The sequence below is a fragment of the Nonomuraea sp. NPDC049709 genome (assembly GCF_040674815.1).
Classification (GTDB): domain Bacteria; phylum Actinomycetota; class Actinomycetes; order Streptosporangiales; family Streptosporangiaceae; genus Nonomuraea.
Map to the genome: position 1 here is coordinate 67,193 of NZ_JBFANM010000054.1, position 16,537 is coordinate 83,729.

Below are 16,537 nucleotides of genomic sequence, written 5' to 3' on the forward strand. Positions count from 1 at the left end.
GTTGCACGATCCGGCTCTCTAGCGTGAGAGACATGAGGCTCAACGACTTCCGCGATCAGGGGTACGTGCTGGTGCCCGGTCTCCTCGCCCCGGAGGAGGTGGCCGAGCTGCGCGAGGAGTTCATGGCGCTGCACGCCCGGGGCCCGATCCCGGGTCACTTCTCCCCGCAGCCGCAGGAGCCGGGGCAGCCGTACGACATCCTGCGCGACTATCCCCGGATCATGCACCCCCACCAGGTGAACGACGTGGCCCGGCGCTACCTGCTCGACACGCGCTTCGCCGCGATACTCCGCGACCTCCTGGGCGAGGAGCCGATAGCAGCCCAGAGCATGTTCTACTTCAAGCCCCCGGGCGCCAGGGGCCAGGCGCTGCACCAGGACAACTTCTACCTGCGGGTGGAGCCGGGCACCTGCGTGGCCGCCTGGGTGGCGCTCGACCGCGTCGACCGGGCCAACGGCGGCCTCGAGGTCGTCCCCGGCACGCACCTGATGGACCTGTTCTGCCCGGAGGAGGCCGACCAGGACGTCTCGTTCACCCGCGAGTACGTCCCCCCGCCCCCCGGCCTGGAGAAGGCGCCCGTCGACATGAACCCGGGCGACGTGCTCTTCTTCAACGGCAGCCTGGTGCACGGCTCGGAGCCGAACAGCACGGAGGACCGATTCCGGCGCAGCTTCATCTGCCACTACGTCGGCCGCTCGGCGGAGCGGATCGCCGAGTACTACCCGACGCTGACGATGTCGGGCGAGCCCGTCCGGCTCGAGGCGGCGGTCGGCGGCGGCCCCTGCGGCACGGAGATCACCGGCCCCCACTGAGGGGGAGGCGGTCAGCCGCCGGAGGTGTCCGACTCGGCCTCGTCACCGGGGATCGGGCAGTCCCACGGGTCGTCCAGCCACCCGTCGGGCAGGAGCACCTTGGACCGCTCCCCCGACTTGCCCCGGGGCGTGTCGGTGTTCGGCGGCCACGGCTGGTCCTGCTCCAGCTTCGCCAGCCCCTCCCGCAGCCCGTCGAGCGACTCGGCCGTGGCCAGCTCGCGGCGCAGCTCGCTCCCGACCGTGAACCCCTTCAGATACCACCCGACGTGCTTGCGGAAGTCGGCCACCGCGTACCGCTCGATGTCGAAGCACTCGGTCAGCCCCTCGGCGTGCCTGGCCATCACCTCGGCGACCTCGCCGAGCGTCGGCCGGGCCCGCTCGGGGCTGCCGTTGAACGCGTTTTCCAGGTCCCGGAACAACCAGGGCCGCCCCAGGCACCCCCGCCCGACCACGACGCCGTCGCACCCCGTGCGGGCCACCATCCTGACGGCGTCGTCGGCGCACCAGATGTCCCCGTTGCCCAGCACGGGGATCTCCGGCACGGCCTCCTTCAGCCGCGCGATGGCCTCCCAGTCGGCCACGCCGCCGTAGTGCTGCTTGGCGGTGCGGGCGTGCAGCGCGATCGCGGCGACCCCCTCCTCGGCCGCGATCCGGCCCGCGTCCAGGTAGGTCAGGTGATCGTCGTCGATGCCCTTGCGCATCTTCATCGTCACGGGCAACGACCCCGCGTTCGCCACCGCCTGCCGCAGGATCCGGCGCAGCAGATTCCGCTTGTACGGCAGCGCCGACCCGCCCCCGCGCCTGGTCACCTTGGGCACCGGGCAGCCGAAGTTCAGGTCGATGTGGTCGGCCAGGTCCTCCTCGGCGATCATCCGCGCCGCCCGCCCCACGACGTCGGGATCCACGCCGTACAGCTGGATGCTCCTGGGCTGCTCCGACTCGGCGAACCTGATCATCCGCAGCGTCTTCGGATTGCGCTCGACGAGCGCCCGTGTCGTGATCATCTCGCACACGAACAACCCCGCGCCCTGCTCCCGACACAACACCCGGAACGGCGCGTTCGTGATGCCCGCCATCGGCGCGAGCACCACCGGCGGCCACACCCCAATCGGCCCAATCTTCACTCACTTAGTTGTAGCGCAGGTCAGGCCGTAACCGGTATTTCGCGGATAGTCTGTGATCGGCATCTTCGGTTGAGGGGGATGGATGCTTCTTCGTGTACGCGTCGCGCTGCCCGACCGGCCGGGTTCCCTGGCACAGGTGACCAAGGTCCTGGGGGTGGCGGGGGCCGACATCACGCAGGTGACCGTGCTCGACCGGGGGGCGGGCCGGGCGGTGGACGACATCACCATCTTCTGCCCGGACAGCACGCCCCGGCAGGCCCTGGTCAAGAGCCTGCAGAGCGTCGAGAACGTCGCGGTCGAAGGCATCTGGACCACCCGCGAGGCGCCCGGCACCTACCCGGAGCTGGAGATCCTCAAATACATCACCACGGCCGGCGACCGGGCCCTGACCACGCTGATCGACTCGCTCCCGGTGCTGTTCAGCGCCGACTGGGCGGCCACGACGGCCGAGCGCCGCGTGGTCTACGCGAGCTGGCGGGCGCCGCAGGAGATCGTCATCCCGGAGGAGACGCCCGCCCGTCCCACGGCCCTGACCCTCGACGGCGACCTGCACCTCATCCACGCCCCGCTGCCGCCCCTGGCCCTCTCCCTGCTCCTGGCCCGCTCGGAGGGCCCCGCCTTCCACCGCATCGAGGTCCACCGCCTCACCAGGATCCTGGAGATCTTCCTCAGCCTGCCCGCCACCGAGCGCAGCGTGGCCCGCCAACTCCGCAAGGACGGACGCTAGCGCCGGCCACGAGTAAGCATCTGGTCCGGAAACGCGCTATTGTTAACCACGCAGCAACGCGGAAGTGGCTCAGTGGTAGAGCATCACCTTGCCAAGGTGAGGGTCGCGGGTTCGAATCCCGTCTTCCGCTCGGAGATGAGGTTTTGACTCGGTGGCGTGGCCGAGAGGCGAGGCAGCGGCCTGCAAAGCCGTCCACACGGGTTCAAATCCCGTCGCCACCTCCAAGGACGATTAGCTCAGCGGGAGAGCGCTTCCCTGACACGGAAGAGGTCACTGGTTCAATCCCAGTATCGTCCACCACCTCGAAAGAAGCCCCGGGCCGTGACGGCCGGGGCTTCTTCGCTTTCCCAGGGACGGCCCGCTCGACGCGGCGGCCGGGCCGTCGAGGTGCTCGTACGCGGCAGCGTCACTGACCGGCCAGGCCCGTGTGGGCCACGCCCCGGATGATCTGCCGCTGGAAGAGGATGAACACCACGAGCAGCGGCAGCCCGGCGAGCACCACGGAGGCCATGATCTGGGCGTACCGCAGGCCGAACGTCCCCTGCACCACGTTCGCCAGCCCCACCGGCAGCGTCATCGTGTTCGGGTCGGTGGACACCAGGAACGGCCAGAGGAAGTTGTTCCAGGTGTTGATGAACGTGAAGATCGACACCGCCGCCAGCACCGGCCGCGACAGCGGCAGCACGATGGTGAAGAACACCCGCCACCGCCCGGCCCCGTCCACGAAGGCGGCCTGTTCCAGCTCCGGCGGCACGTCCTGGAAGAACTTGAACAGGATGTAGACGATCAGCGGCGCCGCCACCTGCGGCAGGATGATCGCCCACCAGGTGTCCACCAGGCCGAAGGCGACCATCTCGGCGAACAGCGGCGCGATCAGCACCTGCGGGGGCACCATGATCCCGGCCAGGATCAGCGCCAGCAGCGCCCGCTGCCCCTTGAACTGGGTGCGCGCGAACCCGTACGCCGCCATCGCCGAGAACAGCACGGTCAGGAACGTCACGATGACGGCGGTCACCGTCGAGTTGATCGCCCACTTCACGATCCCGCCGGTGCCCAGGACCAGCTCGTAGGAGTCGAACGTGATCTCGCTGCCGATCCACTCCAACGGGAGCTTGGTCGTCTCGTCCTCGGGCTTGAGCGAGGTGGCCACGGCCCACGCGATGGGCGCGAGCCAGATGGCCGCCAGCACCAGCGCGGCCACCAGCAGGACGAGCTGGCTGAAGCTGAACCGCTTGGTCACGACGCGACCTCCTCACGCTTGCGGAACAGCCGGAGCTGCGCCAGGGAGACGATGACGATCAGGACGAACAGGATGTACGACACGGCCGACGCGTAACCGATGCGGTAACCGGTGAAACCGACGTCGTAGGCGTACTCGATGATCGGCCGGGTGGAGTCCTGCGGTCCGCCGCCGGTCATCAGGTAGATCTGGTCGAACACCTTCAGCGAGGCCACCAGCTGCAGCACCACGATGAGCGCCGTCGTGCGGCCGAGCAGCGGCAGGGTGATGGAGCGCAGCTTGGCCCAGCCCGAGGCGCCGTCGATGTCGGCGGCCTCGTACAGGTGCGTCGGGATGGACTGGAGGGCGGCGAGGTAGAGCAGGAAGTTGAAGCCGACCGTCCACCACACCGTGGTCAGCACCATCGACCACATGGCCACGGACGGGTCGCCCAGCCACAGCACGTCGGTGCCGAGCGTGCCGTTGAGCAGGCCGTAGTCGGGCGGGTAGATCATCTGCAGCCACAGGATGGACACCACGGCAGAGGGCAGCAGGAACGGCCCGAAGAACGACAGCCGCCACAACCACTGCACGAAGCGCAGGTTGTGCACCAGCAGCGCGAACACCAGGCCGAGGAACACCAGCGGGATCGTGCTCAAGACGGTGAAGACGAGCGTGTTCCACAACGAGCGCCACATGCGCGGGTCGGCGAACGCCTCGGCGTAGTTCGCGAACCCGACCAGCTGGTCGTTGCCGCCGGCGATGTTCACGCTCGACAGGCTCATCTGGAAGCCGAGCACGGTCGGCCACACCAGGAAGGCCAAGTAGACCAGCAGGAACGGCGCCACGAACAGCAGGCCGTGCTGGGTCCAGCCGCGCTTCACCTTCGCCTCGGCGAGGGGGGCGGCGGTCGCAGGGGCCGCGACAGTCGTGGTCATGCTCCCTCCTTCGTCGGTCCCATGACCAAGGTGCTGTGCTCATTGATGACCTCGACAAGCTCGGTCATTAGCGCTCCTCGTCGGGGAAGGGGTTCGGGGCGTCCAGCAGCCGGGTCAACGAGGCCTTGGCCTCCGCCAGGCCCTCCTCGGGGGTGCGCTGCCCGCTGATGACCGGGGAGAACGCCTCACCGAACTCGATCCACAACCGCGAGGCCGACCCGGTGAACCACACCTGCGGGTCGAGGGCGACGTCGGTGATGACCGAGCGGTACTCCGACTGCGGCTGCAGCGCGAGGTAGTCGGGCTCCTCCAGCGTGGGCAGGTACGCGGGCACGTGCCCGGCCACCGCCCAGTCGGCGCTGTTCTTGACGAGGTAGGCGATGAACCGGTACGTGGCCCGCTCCACCTCGGGGTCCCGGACACGCTGGTGCGGCAGGACGAACGCGTGGCAGTCGGCCTGCGCCGACCAGCCGCCGAAGACGCTGGGGAAGCGCATCATGCTGAACGGCGTCTTGCGTTCCTTGAGCCCGGTGGTCTCCCAGTCGCCGTTCCACAGGAACGCCGCCTGCCCGTTGGTGAAGTTGGCGACGGAGGCGCCGTAGTCGGTACGCCAGTCGCACAGCCCTTCCTTGCCGAGCCGCTGCATGAGCCGCAGCCCCTCCAGCGCCTTGGTGTCGTCGATGGTGATCTTGGTGCCGTCGTCGGACAGCAGGGTCCCGCCGCTCTGCGAGTAGAGCGTCCACCACACGCGCCACGGCCCCACGGTGCCCAGGCCGAGCGCGTCGAAGGCCAGCGGCGGCTTGCCGCCCATCACTTCCTTGGCCTTGGTGAGCTGGGCGATCAGCTGGTCCACGCCCTTGGTGGGGGTCAGCTTCCCGTCGGGGCCGAGCAACCCGGCTTTGCGGCAGATGTCGGTGTTGTAGTACTGCACCATCGGGTGGGCGTCGAAGGGGATCGCGTACAGGACGCCGTCGAGATGGGCCCGCTCCCAGATCGGCGGGCTGAAATCGGCGGCCGTCAGGCCGGCCTCCTCCAGCAGCTTCACGTCGATGGGGTCGAGGATCCGCCCGGCGCCCATCCCGGCCAGCCGGGCCAGGTGGAAGGTGGCCAGGTCGGGCGAGCGGCCGCCGGCGCCGGCCATCGCGATCTTCGTGTAGTACGGCTCGCCCCAGGCGAGCACGTTCTCCTCGACGAAGATGTCGGGGTTGTCCTTGGCGAACGCCCCGACCATCTGGTTCATGATGATGCCGTCGCTCGCGCCGAGGAAATGCCAGTACTGGACGCGGGTCTGGGACGAGCCGAGCCCCACGGGGATGGCGCAACCCGTGGCGGCGGCGCCGAGCAGTGCGAGGCTGCCGGCAAGAAGATGCCGGCGGGTTATGTCGGGGGGACCGTGCACTGTGGCCTCTTCTTTCACCGAGCTATCGCTTGGCCATGTTCTCGCTAACATCCAGGAGGTTCAGGGCAGCCGTTAATGGGGCCTCTCACAGAGGCGACAGAGCGAGCCGTCCGGGGTCACGGAGGTCGCCGCGCGTACCCCGTTGTTTCGGCGGGGTTACCCGAGTGTTAGCGGTAACAAGCTGGCTGTCAAGGGCCCCTGGCAAGGGGGTTGCCGCGAGATCCGGCCCCTTGACCGAGCAGGTGATAACGCTAACAATCGGGAACCACGTAACGCCCGCGAAACAGGAGAAGCCCCGTGCATCAGGCCAAGCTGACCCTCGATCCCACGTTCAAGGTCGCCCCGGTCCACCGGCGCACCTTCGGCACGTTCGTGGAGCACCTCGGGCGCTGCGTCTACACCGGCATCCACGAGCCGGACCACCCCTCGGCCGACGACGACGGCTTCCGCCGCGACGTGCTCGACCTGACCAGGGAGCTGGGCATCTCCACCGTCCGCTACCCGGGCGGCAACTTCGTCTCCGGCTACAGATGGGAGGACGGCATCGGCCCGGTCTCCCAGCGGCCGCGCCGGCTCGACCTGGCCTGGCACAGCACGGAGACGAACGAGGTGGGCGTGGACGAGTTCGTCCGCTGGTGCCGCAAGGCCAGCGTCGAGCCCATGATGGCGCTCAACCTCGGCACCCGCGGCATCGCCGAGGCCCTCGACCTGCTCGAATACTGCAACCACCCGTCGGGCACGGCCCTGTCCGACCTGCGCGTCGCCAACGGCGCCAAGGAGCCGCACGGCATCCGCATGTGGTGCCTGGGCAACGAGATGGACGGCCCCTGGCAGACCGGCCACAAGACGGCCCGCGAGTACGGCCGGCTCGCCGCCGAGACCGCCCGCGCCATGCGCATGGTGGACCCGAAGCTGGAGCTGGTCGCGTGCGGCAGCTCCAGCTCCCACCAGCCGACCTTCGGCGCGTGGGAGGCCACGGTGCTGGAGGAGACCTACGACCTGGTGGACTACATCTCCTGCCACGCCTACTACGAGGAGCAGGACGGCGACCTCGGCAGCTTCCTGGCCAGTTCCGTCAACATGGACTACTTCATCGCCTCCGTCGTGGCCAGCGCCGACCACGTCGGGGCCCGGCTGAAGTCGCGCAAGAAGATCAACATCTCGTTCGACGAGTGGAACGTCTGGTACCTGTCGCGCTTCCAGAACGCCGAGCCGCCCGCGGACTGGCCGGTCGCGCCGCCGCTGCTGGAGGACCACTACCACCTGGCCGACGCGGTGGCGTTCGGCGGGCTGCTGATCAGCCTGCTGCGCAACAGCGACCGGGTGACCGCCGCGTCGCTGGCCCAGCTCGTGAACGTGATCGCGCCGATCATGACGGAGCCGGGCGGGCGGGCGTGGCGGCAGACGACCTTCCACCCGTTCGCCCAGGCGTCCCGGCACGCCGCCGGTGACATGCTGCGCGTGGAGCCGGTGTCGCCGTCGTACGAGACGAAGCTGTACGGCGAGGTGCCGCTGGTGGACGCGGTGGCCACGCACGCGGAGGACGGCACGACGCTGTTCGTCGTCAACCGCTCCACCGACGGGCCGGTGTCGCTGGAGATCGACGCGCGGGCGCTGGGCGGCGCGCGCATCGTCGAGGTCACCACGCTGACCGACCCCGACGTCTACGCCCGCAACACCGCCGACGACCCCGGCCGCATCGCGCCCAGGCCGAACGCGGACGTCGAGCACGACCCGATGCGCATCCTGCTGCCCCCGGTGTCGTGGAACGTGATCAGGCTGGGCTGACCGGGCCGGTGCTCTCGCGTACGACCAGCTCGGGCTCGACCAGGCGCCGGGCCTCCGGCTCGACGCCGGCCATCCGGTCCAGCAACATGTGGAAGGCGTGCCTGCCGACCTCGCGGAAGTCCTGGCGCACGGTCGTCAGCGGCGGCCAGAAGTACGCGGCCTCGGGGATGTCGTCGAACCCCGCCACGCTCACGTCCTCCGGCACCCGCCGCCCGGCCTCGCGCAGCGCCCGCAGCACGCCGAGCGCCATCTGGTCGTTGGCCACGAACACGGCGCTGACCTCGTGATCCTTGGCGAGGCGGCGGCCGAGCTGGTAGCCGGAGCGGGCGCTCCAGTCGCCCCGCAGCACCTCGGGCACCTCTCGCCCGGCCTCCTCCAGGACGCCGCGCCAGCCCTCGATGCGGCCGTTGGCGTCGAGCCAGTCGGCCGGGCCCGCCACGTGCCACACGCTCCGGTGGCCGAGGCTGAGCAGGTGTCTGGTGACGCGGACGGCGCCGGCCTTCTGGTCCACCTTGGCCACGGGCACGGGGATGTCGTCACCGGCGTCCACCGCCACCACCGGCATCTCGGGCGGCAGGTGGCGCAGCCCGTCGGCGGCCGACTCGTGCGGCGCCACGATGATCACACCGTCGACGGCCTGGGTGCGCAGCCGCTGCATGCCCTCCTCCATCGACCTGCGGTTGAGCGAGCTGAGGCTGGCGATGCTGACGTTGTAGCCGGCGTGCCTGGCGGCCTGCTCGATGCAGTAGAGGGTGGAGGCCGGGCCGTAGAGAGTGGTGTCGATGCTGACCACGCCGAGCACGCCGGAGCGGCCGGTGACCAGCTGGCGGGCGGCCTGGTTGGGCCGGTAGTCCAGCTCGCGCACGGCGGCCAGCACGCGGGCCCTGGTCTCGGCGCGGACGAGGTCGGGCGTGTTGAGCACGCGCGAAACGGTCATGGTGGAAACTCCGGCGAGCACGGCGACGTCCATGAGCACCGCAGGCCTGCCGGGTTTGGATTTCACCGCGGCTCACCCCCTCAGCGGTAACGCTAACAGGCGGAAGAGGCGAGCGCGCGATCATTATTCGCCGCCCGCTACGCGGGCCTGAGCGACCGCCGCCGGCAGTTGTCGCCGGGCCGGCTCCCCTGGCGCACGTCCGTGCCGTCGGCCGTGCCGCGGTCGGCCACGTCGGCGACCTTGCCGGTGGCCCTGGCCGCGGGCGGCGGATCGTCCTGCAGCCGGACCTCCCGGACGAGGCGCGGGGGCCGGCCGGGGGCGCTGAGGTCAGCCGCCTTCCTGGTGGACGAGGAGCACGAAGGTGCGGGCGTACGAGACGCCGCTCGCCGGTCGCGGCCAGTCCAGCTCCGCCAGCGCCCGCGAGCCCGCCTCGTGGTAGGCGCCGTCGACCCGGATCTCGGCGGTCTCCCCGCCCTCTCCCCCGCCGAAGAACGCCTTCACCCCGACCAGCTGTCCTCGTTCGAGCGTGCCCTTCAGCGCCGGGGCCAGGTGCGGCAGGAGGACGTGCTGGACCGCCCAGCGCTGTACGGCGTCGTGGTCGTCGCCGGTGCCCCAGCCGGTGATGCCGCCGTGGATGGCGTGCCAGGCGGGGAAGCCGTCGGGGTCGCCGGGCGCGAAGTGGGCGGCGTGCGAGCCGTCCTGGACGACGAGTTCGAGCAGGGCGCTGCCGGTCGTGCCCAGCCACACCTGGACGGCCCGGTCGAGGGCCTCCTCGGTGGTGGCGCCGTAGCCGGCCACGCAGTCGCTGATCGTGGTGTCCTCCGGGCGGTCGACGTTGAGCACGAAGTCGAGGTCGAGGTGGCTCGCGCTGCCGGTGTGGTCGGCGCCCAGCCGCACCGCGACCGTGCCGGGGCCCTTCGCCATGCCGTCGCGGACCTCCCAGGGGCGGCCCATGGCCGTGCTCAGCTGTTCGGCGACCATGCCCAGAACCACGTCGTCCGCCGGCCGTACGCCGTCCATGCCCCACTCCTCGGTCCGAAATCGCGCGCCTCGACACCTGTCAGGCTAACGCTCTTGATCATCGTTCGCTCTCCCAGGGAACTGCCAGGAACCCGAGGTAGTCTGCCTCGGCATGAATTCGCCTTCCTGCCGCGCCGCCCCGTGTCGATCGCCGCATCCGCGCACGAGGCCGGTCGCGTGAAGATCCGCTACCTCATGCTGCACGCCTACGGCATGGGGGGCACCATCCGCACGGTGGTCAACCAGGCGAACGCCATGGCCGCCGCCGGCCACGACGTCGAGCTGGTCAGCCTCGTACGGCGGCGCGACAACCCCCGGTTCGGGCTGGACCCCCGGATCACCGTCACCACGCTGGTGGACCAGCGGGACGGCCGGCGGCCGGACTCGATCGGCCGCCGGGCCTGGCGCAGGGTGCGCGGGAAGGTCGTGCCGCGCGGCGAGTTCGCGGCCGACTACTTCACCGAGCGCGTGGAGTGGGCCGCCATGGAGTACGTCTCCAAGCTGCGCGACGGCATCCTGGTGACGACCCGGCCCGCGCTCAACCTGATCGCCGCCCGCCGGGCCCCCAAGAGCGTCATCCGGGTCGCCCAGGAGCACATGAACCTGTCGGCCTACCCCGACACGATCCGCAGGGAGATCGCCCGCCACTACGACCGGTTCGACGCGATCACGGTGCTGACGCGGACGAACCGGCTGGAGTACCAGCGCCTGCTGCCGCGCACCCCGATCGTGCAGATCCCGAACGCGGTGCACAAGGTCGATCAGGAACGTTCCCAGCAGGGGAGTCCCGTGGTGATCGCGGCCGGGCGGCTGGTGCCGCAGAAGGGGTTCGACCTGCTCATCCAGGCGTTCGCGCAGGTGGTGCCCGAGCACCCGGAATGGCGGCTGCGCATCTTCGGCACCGGGCCGCGCGGGGGGCAGCTCGCCGGGCTCGTCGCGCAGTACGGGCTGGACGAGCACGTGTCGCTGCCGGGGCGTACCGACCGGCTGGAGAGGGAGCTGACCGACGCCTCCGTGTACGCGCTGAGCTCCCGCTTCGAGGGCCTGCCGATGGTGATGATCGAGGCGATGACGCACGCGCTGCCCGTGGTGGCCTTCGACTGCCCGACCGGGCCGGGGGACGTGCTGACCGACGGCGTGGACGGCGTGCTGGTGCCGCCCAGGGACGTGGACGCGCTGGCCGCCGCCCTGAACCGGGTCATCGCCGACCGTGACCTGCGGGTGCGCATGGGGAGGGCGGCGGCGAGGGCGTCGCGCGCCTACGGGCCCGAGCAGGTGATGCCGCTGTGGGAGGACCTGTTCTCGGAGCTGGCGGCGGGCGAGCGGGTGGCCGACACCTTCTGGAACCCCCGCTGAAGCTCCATTGACCCCGATCCCCTGACTTCCGGCATATCTCGCTAAAGATTTACCAAGCCGGATCTTCCTGCTACATAGGGGTTTCCGCCCGGCTTGTCACGAAATTTCGGTTATTTCGTCAAACGCACCCCAAGACGCGCGGCAGTCTGTGGGCCATGCGTATCGGGAAAGCTTTTCTGACTGCCATGGCAGGCGTACTTGCCCTGGTCACAGGGCTCACCGCGCCGGCGCATGCCACGGCGACGACCGCGCCCGCCGTGTCCGCCGACACCCCCGCCGTGTACGGCCGGGCCGCCTATTTGATGGACGCCTCGTCCGGCGACGTGCTCCTGGACAAGGACGGCACCGAACGGATGCCGATCGCCAGCCTGACCAAGACCATGACCGCGTACGTCGTGCTGAAGACCGCCAGGCCCACGGACGTGGTGCGGATCGCGCGCGAGGACGTCGAGTACGCCGAGGACGGCGGCGGCACCACCGCGGACCTGCGCCCCGGCGACCGCCTCACGGTCGGCGAGCTCATGTACGGCCTGATGCTCCCCTCCGGCGCCGACGCGGCCCACGCGCTGGCCCGCACGTACGGCCCCGGCGTCAAGGGCTTCGTGGCCAAGATGAACGCCACCGCCCGCGAGCTGGGCATGAACGACACCGAGTACGTCAACGCCGACGGCCTGCCCATGCCCGGCAGTGACGGCTACTCCACCGCCAGGGACCAGGCCCTCCTGGCCGCCAAGGCGCTGCGGGTGCCGCTGATCAAGCAGGTGGCCGGGACCCGCCGGCACGACCTCGACGCCGGCGACGGGCACCGCTCGTACGAGTGGCGCAACACCAACCGGCTGCTCGGCACGCCCGGCGCGATCGGGCTGAAGACCGGCTTCACCAGGGCGGCGGGCTACTGCCTGGCGTTCGCCGGGGAGTCCGACGGCCGGCTGCTGGTCGGCGTACTGCTCGACGAGTCAGTCTCCAGCCGCCGCTTCAGCACGGCCGGGGAACTGCTGTCCTGGGGAACCTCCCGCCAGGCCGCCTGACCCGCCCGCCGATTCCGGCCATAGCAGCCATTACTGCAATGACCGTAATATCCGAACATGATCACCCCAACGGACGCCGAGCTCGAGTTCGTCGACGACGTCGCGGTCTTCTTCGCACGGGACGGCATGCCGTTGATCGCCGGGCGGGTGGTCGGCTGGCTGCTCATCAGCGACCCGCCGGAGCAGAGCGCCGCCGAGCTCGCCGACGTGCTGCGGGTCAGCCGGAGCTCGATCGGCAGCGCGACCCGGCTCCTTGCACCGAGCGGCCTGATCGAGGGGGTCCGGCGGCGGGGCGAGCGGCAGGAGCTCTTCCGCATGGCCCCCGACGGGTGGAGCCGGATGCTCGCCGCCCGCTACGCGAAGACGTCCGCGTTCTGGGAGTTCACCGAGGCCGGGCTGCGGGTGCTCGCCGACGGCCCGGCCGAGCGCCGGGAACGGCTGGAGAACGTGCACGAGCTCTACCGGTTCCTGGAGAAGGAGCTGCCCGCGCTGTGGCTGCGATGGAGTGCCCACCGCGCCGTCGCCGACGACGGCTGACCCGAGTTCCTCGACGCCATGGACGGTGTTGATCCTTTGGGCTAGTTTGCCCGACATGAAGCTTCGCATCGCGTTGAGCGCGCTGTCAGCGGCCCTCGTGCTCGTCGCCCCCCTGCCCGCCCAGGCGGGCATGCCCAAGCTGAGCTGGGAGCTCAAGGAGACCGGGGTGACGGCTCGCCTGCGCGGCCTGTCGCCCGTCAGCCGGAACGTGGTGTGGGCCTCGGGCTCGGGCGGCACCGTGCTGAGGACCGTGGACGGTGGCCGGAGCTGGCAGAACGTCTCCCCGCCCGACACGGCCGCGCTCCAGTTCCGCGACATCGAGGCGTTCGGCTCCGACCGGGCCGTGGCACTGTCCATCGGCGAGGGCACGGACTCGCGCGTCTACCGGACGGAGGACGGGGGGCGTACGTGGGCGGAGACGTTCAGGAACGACGAGCCCCGGGCGTTCTACGACTGCATGGCCTTCTTCGACCGGCGGCACGGGCTGGCCATGAGCGACCCCGTGGACGGCAGGTTCCGGATCCTGGCCACGGAGGACGGCGGGCGGAGCTGGCGGGTGCTGCCCCCGGACGGGATGCCGCAGGCGCTGCCGGGCGAGGCCGGGTTCGCGGCGAGCGGGCAGTGCCTCGTCACGGCCGGCGGGCGGGACGCCTGGCTGGCCGCCGGCGGGGCGGAGCGGTCGCGGGTGTTCCACTCGGGCGACCGGGGACGTACGTGGACGGTGGCCGACACGCCCATCCCGGCCGGGGACCCGGCGCGCGGCGTCTTCGGCCTGGCCTTCCGCGACCGGCACCGGGGCATCGCGGTCGGCGGCGACTACCGGCCGGAGCAGCAGTCGCCCAGCGCGGGCGCGGTCAGCAGGGACGGCGGCACGACCTGGCAACCGGCCGCCGCACCGCCGCCCGCGTACCGGTCGGGCGTGACCTGGCTGCCGCACCTGCCCTTCGCCGCCGTCGCGGTGGGACCGACCGGCAGTGACGTGACGTATTCGGGCGGGCGGAGCTGGGAGACGTTCGACGGCGGATCGTTCGACACGGTGTCGTGCGCACACGACCGCTCGTGCTGGGCCGCCGGCGAGCAGGGCCGCGTCGGGCGGCTCGTACTGCGGTAACCGGCTGAAGCCGCGCCGGGCGGCTCGTACTTCGGCGACCGCCCGGCCTCAACCCCGCCCCACACCGGACCGGCTACGACGCGGGCCATGCCCCTGTGGGCGGGCCGCACCCGATCGGCGAGCCGGACCCCCGTTTCGCGCGCCGGATCCGGTCGGCGGGACGAGAGTCAGCGGACGTCGTGGGGGCGGAACTGGATGCTGATCCGGGGGCCCGCCGGGCGGGCGGTCTTCGGGATGGCGTGCTCCCAGGTGCGCTGGCAGCTTCCGCCCATCACGATCAGGTCGCCGTGGCCGAGGTCGCGGCGGATCGAGGGGCCGCCGCCGCGTGGGCGGAGCAGGAGCGGCCGTGGGCTGCCGACCGAGATGATCGCGACCATGGTGTCCTCGGTGCTGCCCCGCCCGATCGTGTCACCGTGCCAGGCCACGCTGTCGCGGCCGTCGCGGTAGAAGCAGAGCCCGGCCGTACGGAACGGCTCGCCCAGCTCCGCCCCGTAGTGGGCGTCGAGGGCCCGCCTGGCGTCGTCGAGCACCGGGTCAGGAAGCTGCTCGCCCTCGTCGTAGAACTTCAGCAACCGGGGCACGTCCACGACCCTGTCGTACATGCGCCGCCGCTCGGCCCGCCACGGCACCCGCTCCGCCAGCCGTTCGAACAGCGTGTCGGCGCCCGTCAGCCAGCCCGGCCGCAGGTCGATCCAGGCGCCGTGGTCGAGGTGTGTCCTGCGCACAGCGCCGGCGAGCGGTCCGAGCCCGAGCTCCTCGTCGAGGCCGAGCAATGATGCTTGGAACGCGGCTGTCATGGTGCCGAGTGTACGCCATCGTTCAAACACATATTCGAGTGCTGCCAAGAGTCGCCTTCCACCCACCGGACGTGCCAGGCTGTGAGACGCCGGACAAGAGTGGCATCGCCCTCCAACCGCGCCAGAGGTGAAGAGGCCACCCACCGCTTCGTCACGCGAAGGAGCAGGCCATGCTCACCACCGACTACGTTCCGGGCACCCCTTGCTGGATCGACGTCAGCAGCCCCGACACGGAGGCGTCGGACGCCTTCTACACCGGGCTGTTCGGCTGGGATTCCATCTCGCTGGGGCCCGAGCACCGGCACTACCGGTTCTGCCAGGTCGGCGGCCGGACGGTCGCCGGGATCAGCACGGAGACCCCGGGGCGAGGGGCCCCGGCGTGGCTGACGTACTTCCAGGCGCCCGACGCGGGCGTCATCGCGAAGACGATCGAGCAGGCGGGCGGCACGGTCCTGTCACCGCCGATCGACATCGAGGGGCAGGGCGGGATGGCGGTGTTCGCCGATCCGGCCGGGGCAGCGTTCGCCGTCTGGCAGCCCGGCCGGACCAAGGGCCTCGGCCTGGTCACCGAGGCGGGCTCGCTCGGCTGGGTCGAGCTCCACACCCCCGACCCCGTCGGCATCCGCACCTTCTACCAGGCGGTCTTCGGCTGGCGGATCGAGGACCTGCCGATGGGCGACGCGTCGTACCCCGTGATCTCCCCCGCCGAGGGCGGCGAGTCGTCGGCGATGGCCGGCCTCGCCCAGCTCCAGGCCGGCGACAGCCCGCACTGGCTGCCGTACTTCGAGGTGCCCGACTGCGATGCCACGGTGGCCCTGGCGCAGCGGCTCGGGGGCACGACGCACGCTCCGCCGATGTCGGCGGAGGGGGTCGGGCGGATGGCGTTCCTCGCCGACCCCTTCGGCGCCCGGTTCGCGGTCATCACCAGCTCGGCCTGAGCAGCGGCGGCCCAGGCCGCAGATCGCCCCGCACGACGGGACAGGCGACTCGGGGCGACGTGGCCGGCGGGGGTCCGGTTGGCGCTGGTTACGGCGGATAGCCGGTCGGCCTGCACGCACGCAGTTCGCGCAGGCCGACCCTCCCCGGCGTGAGTCATTTTCCCAGCTCAGGAGCGTGGCTGCGGGTACTTCTTCCCGATGGCTCGCACTCCTAACACGGGCAGGCACTTTCCTGTAACGTCTTGGATGTGTTAGCCCGTTACATGACCGGAGCCCTCGCCGCCCGTACCGGTGACGAGATGTCCGGACCCGCGCTCCTGGTCACGGGGCTGGCCGTCACGGGGTCGCCCCTGCTGGCCTCGTGGCTGCTGGCGGGGCTCACCGTGTCGGCCGCCGCCGGTGGGCCGCTGCTCGGGGTGCTGCTCGACCGGTCCCGGCGGCCGGGCCGGCTGCTGGCGGCGTGCCTGCTCGGGTACGCGGCCGGGCTCCTGCTCCTCCTCGGGCTGCTGGTCCCGGGCGGGCAGGGGCGGGCGCCGGACGCGGTCCTGGTCGGGCTGGCGATCGTGACCGGCCTGCTGGGGCCGGCGCTCACGGGTGGCTGGACGGCCCAGCTGCCCCTGGTGGCCGGGCCCGCGCGGCTGGGCAGGGCCACGGCGCTCGACTCGATGAGCTACAACGCGTCCGGGCTGGCGGGGCCCGCCCTGGTGGGGGTGCTGGCGGCCGCGAGCGGCGTCGTCCGGCACGGAAGGCGATCATGCCTCCTCGTGATTGTCCGGGGACTGAGCGTAAACTCTACAGACTCGCCG

At 71.0% G+C, this 16,537-nt stretch carries 16 protein-coding genes and 3 tRNA genes; 12 read left to right on the forward strand and 7 right to left on the reverse strand.

Going from position 1 to position 16,537, the window contains the following annotated elements; translation table 11 throughout:
* Positions 1-32 precede the first annotated feature (32 nt).
* Positions 33-812 (forward strand): phytanoyl-CoA dioxygenase family protein, encoded by a 780-nt coding sequence (locus tag AB0J69_RS41390; RefSeq protein ID WP_364129585.1) that lies wholly within the window; start codon positions 33-35, stop codon positions 810-812.
* 11 nt (positions 813-823) lie between these two features.
* Here the strand turns inward: AB0J69_RS41390 and dusB are convergent, their stop codons facing one another.
* Positions 824-1,936: a tRNA dihydrouridine synthase DusB gene (gene dusB / locus AB0J69_RS41395; RefSeq protein ID WP_364129586.1), complete on the reverse strand. Its 1,113-nt coding sequence runs from the start codon at positions 1,934-1,936 to the stop codon at positions 824-826.
* Between the two features lie 82 nt (positions 1,937-2,018).
* Here dusB and AB0J69_RS41400 point away from each other — a divergent pair, with 82 nt between their 5' ends.
* The 4 genes from AB0J69_RS41400 to AB0J69_RS41415 all read left to right on the forward strand — a co-directional run bounded on the left by AB0J69_RS41400 (position 2,019) and on the right by AB0J69_RS41415 (position 2,963).
* Positions 2,019-2,663, forward strand: a complete 645-nt coding sequence (locus AB0J69_RS41400) for an ACT domain-containing protein (RefSeq protein WP_364129588.1) — start codon at positions 2,019-2,021, stop codon at positions 2,661-2,663.
* A gap of 58 nt (positions 2,664-2,721) precedes the next feature.
* A tRNA-Gly gene (locus AB0J69_RS41405) sits at positions 2,722-2,793 on the forward strand.
* A 20-nt stretch (positions 2,794-2,813) separates the two neighbouring features.
* Positions 2,814-2,887 (forward strand) — tRNA-Cys (locus AB0J69_RS41410).
* 1 nt (position 2,888) lies between these two features.
* Positions 2,889-2,963: transfer RNA gene (locus AB0J69_RS41415), tRNA-Val, on the forward strand.
* Between the two features lie 106 nt (positions 2,964-3,069).
* Here AB0J69_RS41415 and AB0J69_RS41420 read toward each other — a convergent pair.
* From AB0J69_RS41420 to AB0J69_RS41430, 3 genes are all read right to left on the reverse strand, one after another.
* On the reverse strand, positions 3,070-3,903 hold the full coding sequence (locus AB0J69_RS41420) for a carbohydrate ABC transporter permease (protein WP_364129591.1): 834 nt from the start codon (positions 3,901-3,903) through the stop codon (positions 3,070-3,072).
* Positions 3,900-4,820 carry a sugar ABC transporter permease gene (locus AB0J69_RS41425; protein ID WP_364129594.1) on the reverse strand — a complete coding sequence of 307 codons (921 nt, stop codon included), beginning with the start codon at positions 4,818-4,820 and terminating at the stop codon, positions 3,900-3,902. Before AB0J69_RS41425 ends, AB0J69_RS41420 begins: the two co-directional genes overlap by 4 nt.
* A 67-nt stretch (positions 4,821-4,887) precedes the next feature.
* Positions 4,888-6,219: an extracellular solute-binding protein gene (locus AB0J69_RS41430; RefSeq protein WP_364129596.1), complete on the reverse strand. Its 1,332-nt coding sequence runs from the start codon at positions 6,217-6,219 to the stop codon at positions 4,888-4,890.
* Positions 6,220-6,516: 297 nt separating this feature from the next.
* Between AB0J69_RS41430 and AB0J69_RS41435 the strand changes: the two genes are divergently transcribed.
* A complete protein-coding gene (locus tag AB0J69_RS41435) occupies positions 6,517-8,007 on the forward strand; it encodes an alpha-N-arabinofuranosidase (RefSeq protein ID WP_364129598.1) in 1,491 nt (496 codons plus the stop codon).
* Here the strand turns inward: AB0J69_RS41435 and AB0J69_RS41440 are convergent.
* Both AB0J69_RS41440 and AB0J69_RS41445 read right to left on the reverse strand, forming a co-directional pair.
* The gene (locus tag AB0J69_RS41440) at positions 7,994-8,977 is read right to left on the reverse strand and encodes a LacI family DNA-binding transcriptional regulator (protein ID WP_364129622.1); all 984 of its coding nucleotides are present in this window, start codon (positions 8,975-8,977) and stop codon (positions 7,994-7,996) included. The two genes, AB0J69_RS41435 and AB0J69_RS41440, sit on opposite strands and share 14 nt — an antisense overlap.
* Before the next feature lie 294 nt (positions 8,978-9,271).
* Positions 9,272-9,964 (reverse strand): DUF6348 family protein, encoded by a 693-nt coding sequence (locus tag AB0J69_RS41445; protein ID WP_364129601.1) that lies wholly within the window; start codon positions 9,962-9,964, stop codon positions 9,272-9,274.
* 177 nt (positions 9,965-10,141) lie between these two features.
* Here AB0J69_RS41445 and AB0J69_RS41450 point away from each other — a divergent pair, with 177 nt between their 5' ends.
* The 4 genes from AB0J69_RS41450 (at position 10,142) to AB0J69_RS41465 (ending at position 13,996) form a co-directional block, all read left to right on the forward strand.
* Positions 10,142-11,320 carry a glycosyltransferase family 4 protein gene (locus AB0J69_RS41450; RefSeq protein ID WP_364129603.1) on the forward strand — a complete coding sequence of 393 codons (1,179 nt, stop codon included), beginning with the start codon at positions 10,142-10,144 and terminating at the stop codon, positions 11,318-11,320.
* A gap of 185 nt (positions 11,321-11,505) precedes the next feature.
* Positions 11,506-12,348, forward strand: coding sequence for a D-alanyl-D-alanine carboxypeptidase family protein (locus tag AB0J69_RS41455; RefSeq protein WP_364129605.1), 843 nt, complete (start codon positions 11,506-11,508; stop codon positions 12,346-12,348).
* A 57-nt stretch (positions 12,349-12,405) separates the two neighbouring features.
* Entirely contained in the window at positions 12,406-12,885 is a 480-nt protein-coding gene (locus AB0J69_RS41460) for a MarR family transcriptional regulator (RefSeq protein ID WP_364129608.1), read from the forward strand.
* Positions 12,886-12,940: 55 nt separating this feature from the next.
* Positions 12,941-13,996 (forward strand): oxidoreductase, encoded by a 1,056-nt coding sequence (locus AB0J69_RS41465; protein WP_364129611.1) that lies wholly within the window; start codon positions 12,941-12,943, stop codon positions 13,994-13,996.
* Positions 13,997-14,163: 167 nt separating this feature from the next.
* On the opposite strand, the gene AB0J69_RS41470 is transcribed toward AB0J69_RS41465, so the two are convergent.
* Positions 14,164-14,793, reverse strand: coding sequence for an alpha-ketoglutarate-dependent dioxygenase AlkB (locus AB0J69_RS41470; protein ID WP_364129614.1), 630 nt, complete (start codon positions 14,791-14,793; stop codon positions 14,164-14,166).
* A 170-nt stretch (positions 14,794-14,963) separates the two neighbouring features.
* Between AB0J69_RS41470 and AB0J69_RS41475 the strand changes: the two genes are divergently transcribed.
* Both AB0J69_RS41475 and AB0J69_RS41480 read left to right on the forward strand, forming a co-directional pair.
* Entirely contained in the window at positions 14,964-15,731 is a 768-nt protein-coding gene (locus tag AB0J69_RS41475) for a VOC family protein (protein ID WP_364129617.1), read from the forward strand.
* Positions 15,732-15,979: 248 nt separating this feature from the next.
* Positions 15,980-16,537: MFS transporter (locus tag AB0J69_RS41480; RefSeq protein ID WP_364129619.1), on the forward strand; the 558-nt coding region annotated here is incomplete at its 3' end.

Excerpts from the sequence above, each read along its gene's own strand:
- AB0J69_RS41390 (WP_364129585.1), top strand. The coding sequence starts at position 33 with ATGAGGCTCAACGACTTCCGCGATCAGGGGTACGTGCTGGTGCCCGGT.
- AB0J69_RS41400 (WP_364129588.1), top strand. The coding sequence starts at position 2,019 with ATGCTTCTTCGTGTACGCGTCGCGCTGCCCGACCGGCCGGGTTCCCTG.
- AB0J69_RS41425 (WP_364129594.1), bottom strand. The coding sequence starts at position 4,820 with ATGACCACGACTGTCGCGGCCCCTGCGACCGCCGCCCCCCTCGCCGAG.
- AB0J69_RS41440 (WP_364129622.1), bottom strand. The coding sequence starts at position 8,977 with ATGGACGTCGCCGTGCTCGCCGGAGTTTCCACCATGACCGTTTCGCGC.
- AB0J69_RS41445 (WP_364129601.1), bottom strand. The coding sequence starts at position 9,964 with ATGGACGGCGTACGGCCGGCGGACGACGTGGTTCTGGGCATGGTCGCC.
- AB0J69_RS41455 (WP_364129605.1), top strand. The coding sequence starts at position 11,506 with ATGGCAGGCGTACTTGCCCTGGTCACAGGGCTCACCGCGCCGGCGCAT.
- AB0J69_RS41460 (WP_364129608.1), top strand. The coding sequence starts at position 12,406 with ATGATCACCCCAACGGACGCCGAGCTCGAGTTCGTCGACGACGTCGCG.
- AB0J69_RS41465 (WP_364129611.1), top strand. The coding sequence starts at position 12,941 with ATGAAGCTTCGCATCGCGTTGAGCGCGCTGTCAGCGGCCCTCGTGCTC.
- AB0J69_RS41470 (WP_364129614.1), bottom strand. The coding sequence starts at position 14,793 with ATGACAGCCGCGTTCCAAGCATCATTGCTCGGCCTCGACGAGGAGCTC.
- AB0J69_RS41475 (WP_364129617.1), top strand. The coding sequence starts at position 14,964 with ATGCTCACCACCGACTACGTTCCGGGCACCCCTTGCTGGATCGACGTC.